This is a genomic window from Mycolicibacterium houstonense, from assembly GCF_900078665.2.
In the GTDB taxonomy this organism is placed as follows: Bacteria; Actinomycetota; Actinomycetes; order Mycobacteriales; family Mycobacteriaceae; genus Mycobacterium; species Mycobacterium houstonense.
On sequence record NZ_LT546207.1, the window covers coordinates 4,714,219 to 4,719,951 of the forward strand.

At 68.7% G+C, this 5,733-nt stretch carries 6 protein-coding genes and 1 pseudogene; 6 read left to right on the top strand and 1 reads right to left on the bottom strand.

Annotated features, from left to right (window positions below; translation table 11 throughout):
- The coding region (locus BN4332_RS23620; RefSeq protein ID WP_160110921.1) for an MMPL family transporter at positions 1-1,433 on the top strand (1,433 nt) is incomplete at its 5' end.
- On the opposite strand, the gene BN4332_RS23625 is transcribed toward BN4332_RS23620, so the two are convergent.
- Positions 1,406-1,858: a VOC family protein gene (locus BN4332_RS23625; RefSeq protein ID WP_066901927.1), complete on the bottom strand. Its 453-nt coding sequence runs from the start codon at positions 1,856-1,858 to the stop codon at positions 1,406-1,408. The two genes, BN4332_RS23620 and BN4332_RS23625, sit on opposite strands and share 28 nt — an antisense overlap.
- Before the next feature lie 141 nt (positions 1,859-1,999).
- Here BN4332_RS23625 and BN4332_RS23630 point away from each other — a divergent pair.
- The 5 genes and pseudogenes from BN4332_RS23630 to BN4332_RS23650 form a co-directional block, all read left to right on the top strand.
- Positions 2,000-2,842, top strand: a pseudogene (locus tag BN4332_RS23630) (AAA family ATPase); the annotation flags it as partial.
- A 31-nt stretch (positions 2,843-2,873) separates the two neighbouring features.
- On the top strand, positions 2,874-3,449 hold the full coding sequence (locus BN4332_RS23635) for a VWA domain-containing protein (protein WP_435405208.1): 576 nt from the start codon (positions 2,874-2,876) through the stop codon (positions 3,447-3,449).
- Entirely contained in the window at positions 3,368-4,234 is an 867-nt protein-coding gene (locus BN4332_RS23640) for a DUF58 domain-containing protein (RefSeq protein WP_066901928.1), read from the top strand. The genes BN4332_RS23635 and BN4332_RS23640 overlap by 82 nt, the downstream gene beginning before the upstream one ends.
- Positions 4,218-4,697, top strand: coding sequence for a hypothetical protein (locus tag BN4332_RS23645; protein WP_276079916.1), 480 nt, complete (start codon positions 4,218-4,220; stop codon positions 4,695-4,697). Before BN4332_RS23640 ends, BN4332_RS23645 begins: the two co-directional genes overlap by 17 nt.
- The gene (locus BN4332_RS23650) at positions 4,688-5,638 is read left to right on the top strand and encodes a hypothetical protein (protein WP_066901929.1); all 951 of its coding nucleotides are present in this window, start codon (positions 4,688-4,690) and stop codon (positions 5,636-5,638) included. Before BN4332_RS23645 ends, BN4332_RS23650 begins: the two co-directional genes overlap by 10 nt.
- Positions 5,639-5,733 lie beyond the last annotated feature (95 nt).

Genomic DNA, 5,733 nt, shown 5'->3' on the forward strand with positions numbered 1-5,733 from the left:
GGCCCGCCGGTAGCCCGGTGCGCCAGGGCACCCTCGCCTACCAGGCCGGCCAGATCGGCGAACAGCTCGACAGCACAGCACAATCCGCGCTCGACGGGATGTCATCCGTAAACACCGTGCTGACCACGATCAACCAGCTGGATGCTTCCTTGGACGGTATGCAACGCGGCTTGACCGGTGCGGTGAACGGCTTGGATCGCGTCGGCGCCGGGTCGCAGGACATCGGTGCCGGGATGACCGGGCTGCAAGACAACCTGCAGACGGTGTCCGGCTATGCCGATCCGCTGCGCCAGTTCGTCCGCAACACCCCCGATTGCGCGGGGAACCCGATCTGCTCGGCAGTGCAGAAGATCGTCGCGCCGCTCGACGATGCGGTGAGCGCCACCGGCACGCTCGCCGGCGGTGCCGGTGCGCTTCGAGAGGGCGCCGCCGGCGCGACCGACTCGCTGGACGGGGCGGCCCGGGGGGTGGCCACGATGCGCGGGGCCCTGACCGAACTGCGGAGTCTGACCGCGTCATTGCGCACCAGCCTGGGCTCGGTGGGGCCACAGATGGAGCAGATGACCGGGTATCTGTCCCAGTTGAGTGCCGATTTCGACGGCAGTGCCGAAGGCGGGTTCTACCTGCCGCCAAGGACTTTCGACGATCCCGACTACCGCCGGGTGATGACGATGATGTTCTCCCCGGACGGCCACGCCACCCGGCTGCTGGTCTACGGGGACGGCGAATCCTGGGGGCGTGACGGCGCAGATCGCTCCGCCGAGATCCGGATCGCGGCCGCCGAGGCGCTCAAGGACACCCCGCTGGCCGCGGGTGGCGTCGTCGACCTCACCGGGGTCGGGACGGCCACCGCCGAACTCATCACCTACGTCAAGCACGACTTCACGCTGCTCGTCGTCGCCACGCTCATCCTGATCTTCGTGATCGTGGCCGCCATGTTGCGCAGCCCGGTCGCCGGGATCGCAGTGCTGGCCACGGTCACGATCTCGTACTTGTCCGCGCTCGGCGCCAGCGCGGCGATCTGGCAGTACGTCGTCGGTCAACCCCTGCACTGGGCGGTGCCCGCGCTGGCGTTCATCGCCCTCGTGGCGGTCGGAGCCGATTACAACCTGCTCCTGGCGATGCGATTGCGCGACGAGGCCCATGCGGGCATCCGCACCGCGACGGTCCGGGCGTTTGCCGGAACCGGCAGCGTGGTCACCGTCGCAGGCATCGTCTTCGGACTGACGATGTTCGCGATGCTCGGTGCCAGTGTCGTGACGATCGCCCAGGTCGGATCCACCATCGGCATCGGGCTGCTGATCGACACCATGGTGGTCCGGACCTTCGTGGTCCCGCCGATCGCCGTGCTGCTCGGCCGCTGGTTCTGGTGGCCCCGGCGCACCGGCCGGAAGTCGAGGCAGCGTCAGGTGGGTGTGCCCGTCCCGGCGTGAATACCGCTGAGCAGGCCGGTCATCTGACCCACCTCGATGAGGTAGCCGTCCGGATCGCGCATGTAGCAACGCACTTCGGCCTTACGGTCGATGGGCGGGGTCAGGAACGCCGCACCCTTCTCGCTCCATTCGCGGTAGCACGCCTCGATGTCGGCCACCCGGATGTTCAGGAAGCTGGTCGCGGTGTGCGGATCACTCGGCGGCCGCAACGTCACGTCGGGTTTGTCCGGTGTCGGACCGCCGCCCGGATTCATGATCAACCAACTGTTCGCCAGCTTGACGATGCACGGGTCCTCGGCCATCACCACCTCGCCGCCGAGCACCTCGCTGTAGAAGGCTCTGGAGCGGGGTACGTCGGTGACGGTGAGAAAGTGGGTCAGCACCAAACCCGTCTCGGGGGTCGGTAGCGAATCGGTGCGGTTCATGCCGTCCGGATACCCGGGTCGGCGCCGCGGCTAATCCCCGCGAGGTGCTGCCGCGCAAGCGCTTGCCGGCGCATGAAGTCGGCAAAGTCTGGGTACTTGGTGTGGATCTGGGGAAGGGGGACGACCGACCGGAGAGGATCCATGACGGCACCACGATTGCAGGTTGACCAGCGCGACGCCGCCGAAGCCAAGCGCATCGTGGGTGCGGTGACCTCGGCGTTCGCCACCCGGGTGGTAGGGCAGGACCACCTGCGCGAATCGATGTTGGTGGCATTGCTGGCCGGTGGGCACCTGCTGTTGGAGAGCGTGCCAGGGCTGGCCAAGACCACCGCGGCCCGGGTCGTCGCCGAATCCATCGACGGCAGTTTCCGCCGCATCCAGTGCACGCCCGATCTGCTCCCCAGCGACATCATCGGCACCCAGATCTATGAGGCCGCGCACAACTCGTTCGCCACCCAGCTGGGCCCGGTGCACGCCAACATCGTGTTGCTCGACGAGATCAACCGCTCCAGCGCCAAGACTCAGAGCGCGATGCTGGAGGCGATGGAGGAGCGCCAGACCACGATCGCCGGCGTCGAATATCCCATCCCCGAGCCATTTCTCGTGATCGCCACCCAGAATCCCGTCGACCAGGAGGGCACCTACCCATTGTCGGAGGCCCAGACCGACCGGTTCATGCTCAAGGAGATCGTGGGCTATCCCACCATCGAGGACGAGGTCGAGATCGCCGCCCGGATGGACGCCGGCCTCTACGACCGCGGGCATCGTGCCGCACCCGTCGTCACCATCGACGACGTGCGTCGCGTCCAGGACATCGTCCGGTCGGTGTATCTGGACCGCGCGCTGGTTGAATACGCCAGCCGCCTGGTCGCCGTCACCCGCGAGCCGGGCCGGCACCTGCCGGCCAACCTGGCCCGGGTGATCGAGTACGGGGCCAGCCCGCGGGCCACCTTGGCGTTCTGCCGCACNCGACACCGTGCCGCGCCCCGCCGGTGATCGCGACCCCAACATCTTCGTGCTCCTCGACCGGTCCCCGGAGATGTCCGAGCCCGGCACCGATGGTCGCTCCCGGATGGCGGCGGCCCGTGACGACATCGCGGCCCTGATCGAACGGCATCCCGACGCGCGCTTCGCGCTGATCTCCTTCGCCGACCGCCCGGCGGTGGAATGGCCGCTGTCCGCCGACACGTGGAGCCTGCGCCCGGTGGTCGAGTCGATGAACGCATATGCCGCGACGCCGGACGCCAATGTCGGTGCGGCCGCCAGCGTGCTGCGTTACCAGTTGATCGGCGCGGTGCAGCAGTTCCCCCGAGCCCGGAATCTGGTGTTCTATCTGGGCGCAGGCGCAGCGGAATCACAAGCACCGCAGCGCGAATTCCAGTTGCCGGAGGGTGCGGTCGACGGTGGTGCGGTGCTGGGCTACGGCGGGGCCGGAGCTCAGGCGCTGCGGGCTGTCGCCGATCAGATCGGGGTGCCGTTCGTGCCGCGCACCNGTGCCGTGAGGCCGCCGTGGGCAGGTACCTGGACTCCGCCAAGGCGTACGCCGGCCGCGACCCCGGCGGGCTACTCGAAGGTGGCCGGTATGCGCTGATCCACACGCGCAGCCTGGAATTCGACGAGCTACGTCCCTACGTCCCCGGTGACGACGTCCGCGATATCGACTGGAAGGCCACCGCGCGCTCCGGGCACACCCTGATCAAGCGATTCGTCTCCGAGAAGCACCACAAGGTCCTCGTCGTCGCCGACGCCGGCCGCAACAGTTGCGCGCTGGCCCCGTCAGGTGAGCTGAAAAGGACGGTGGCGCTGCACCTCATCGGCGCCATCGGACTGATGACACTGCCGCGGTCCGACGAGATCGCCATGGTGCTCGGCGACCATCGCGGCAACGTGGACATCCGGTTGCGCCGCGGAGAGACCCACATCGAGAGCATGCTGCACCGGTTTCACCACCACACCACCGATCAGCCCGGGCCGAGCGACATCCGGGTCCAGCTCGAGTGGGTGGCCCGGCACTATCGGCACCGGCTGCTGATCTTCGTGGTGTCCGACGAACCGCAGGTCAATGACCGGCTCGCCGCCGTGCTGGGTTCCCTGACGGCCCGCCACGATGTGCTGTGGGCTCTGGTCAGCGACATGCCTGCGGTGAGCGCACACCGCGACACCGGCCGCAGCTACGAGGTCGCCGACGGCCGGCCCATCCTCTCGGGATTGGGTCCCGATGTCGTCGAGGCCTATCGACGTGCCGAAGCGCAACGGCGCGAGGAACTTTCGGAGTTCCTGACCACGCAGCGGATCCCGCATGCCCGGGTAACCGGCAGCATGCGGATCAGGGCGGCGCTGACCGCGATGACCGGAGTGTATGCCCGTGCCGGATGACCTGCTGCGCCATGTGATCGGGCCCACGCCCTATTCGCCCGGGTGGCTGTGGGCCGCGATCGGCCTGATCCTGCTGCTGGCCGCCTGGTATGCGGGGGTGTTCCTCCTGACCTCGCAGCGCCGCTCGGTGCGTGACCTGCCCGTCCTCGGCGCCGCCCGTGCCGAATATCTGCGGCGCCGGTCGGCCCGCGCGGTCCGGGTGATCGGAAACCGTTACCGGGCGGGTGATCTCGACGCGACACCGGCCGGCGCCGCGCTGAGTCGCGAACTGCGGGCGTTCCTCCATTCGGCCACCGGGGTGCAGGCGCAGTACATGCAGGTCGACGCCATCGCGGCCAGCGCCGCCGCGCCGGCCGCACCGATCCTGGCCGAGCTCACCGATATTCAGTTCAACCACCGCACGACGCTCGACGCCGGGGCGGCCAGCGACACCACCGAGGAGTTGATCCGCGGATGGACCTGATCTGGTGGACGGTGGCGATCATCGGTTGCCTCGCACTCGCCGCGTGTGTCGGGCTGGCGCTGCTGGTGAAGCAGTCCGCTGACCCGGATGACCTGACCCCGTTGGCCAATACCGGGCGGTTGACCCGGTTGCCCGAATACGTGCGGGCGGCGCGGCTGCGAACCATGGCGGCCGTGGTGGCGATGGTGACGCTGACGCTGGCCTTCGTGTCGGCGGTGGTGGTGACCGCGCGCCCCACCGGAATGCCGTCGTGGACCCGCACCACGCAGGTCGCGACACCGGAAGACATCATGGTCTGCGTCGGCGGCCCAGTGACCGACTCGGCCGTCAGCACCACGTTGCGGTACTTCGCCGATCAGATCGGTTCCTTCGGCACCGAACGGATCGGGCTGACCTCGGCGAACCGGCGGGTGGTCCCGCTCACCCGCGATTATTCATATGCCTCAGCGCAATTCGGCGGGTTCGCCGAGCAGGACGCAAACCGGCCGTTCGTCTCTCCGGTGGCCTACGTCGACTACGCCGCCAACGTCGAGGACGTGCTGGCCCTGTGCCTGACCGGATTCCCGGCGTTCGAGGAGAAGTCCGCACAACGAAGGTCGCTGATCTACGTCGGACCCGAATCGCTACCCGGCGACACCGCACCGCTGTTCACCGCGGACCGTCTCCGTGAACTCGCGGTCACGGCGGGCGTGCAGGTCAACGCCATCACGCCCGGGCCTGGCGCGGTGGCCGACCTGACCCGTGACACCGGTGGGCGCTGGTTTTCCGATCCGGCCGACGTGGCCGCACATCTGACCGAGATCCGGGAGCACCCACCGCACGCAGGGACGACGGGATACGCCGCCGATGTGCGGTCGGCCGAAACCCCTGGGCTTCCCGTGTTGCTCGGGTTGCTGGCACTGACGGTGCTGTGGTGGTGGCCGGTGGTGATGCGGCGATGAGCCTGGAACCCGTACTGCCGCCGCTGCTGCTCGCCGCGCTGGCGGTGCTGTTGATCGCCGCCCGCGTCATGACGTTCGGGCGGGCGCGGGCGCGC

Bases quoted from the DNA above. Each gene is read 5' to 3' on its own strand.
- BN4332_RS23625 (WP_066901927.1), bottom strand. From the start codon at position 1,858: ATGAACCGCACCGATTCGCTACCGACCCCCGAGACGGGTTTGGTGCTG.
- BN4332_RS23645 (WP_276079916.1), top strand. From the start codon at position 4,218: ATGCCCGTGCCGGATGACCTGCTGCGCCATGTGATCGGGCCCACGCCC.
- BN4332_RS23650 (WP_066901929.1), top strand. From the start codon at position 4,688: ATGGACCTGATCTGGTGGACGGTGGCGATCATCGGTTGCCTCGCACTC.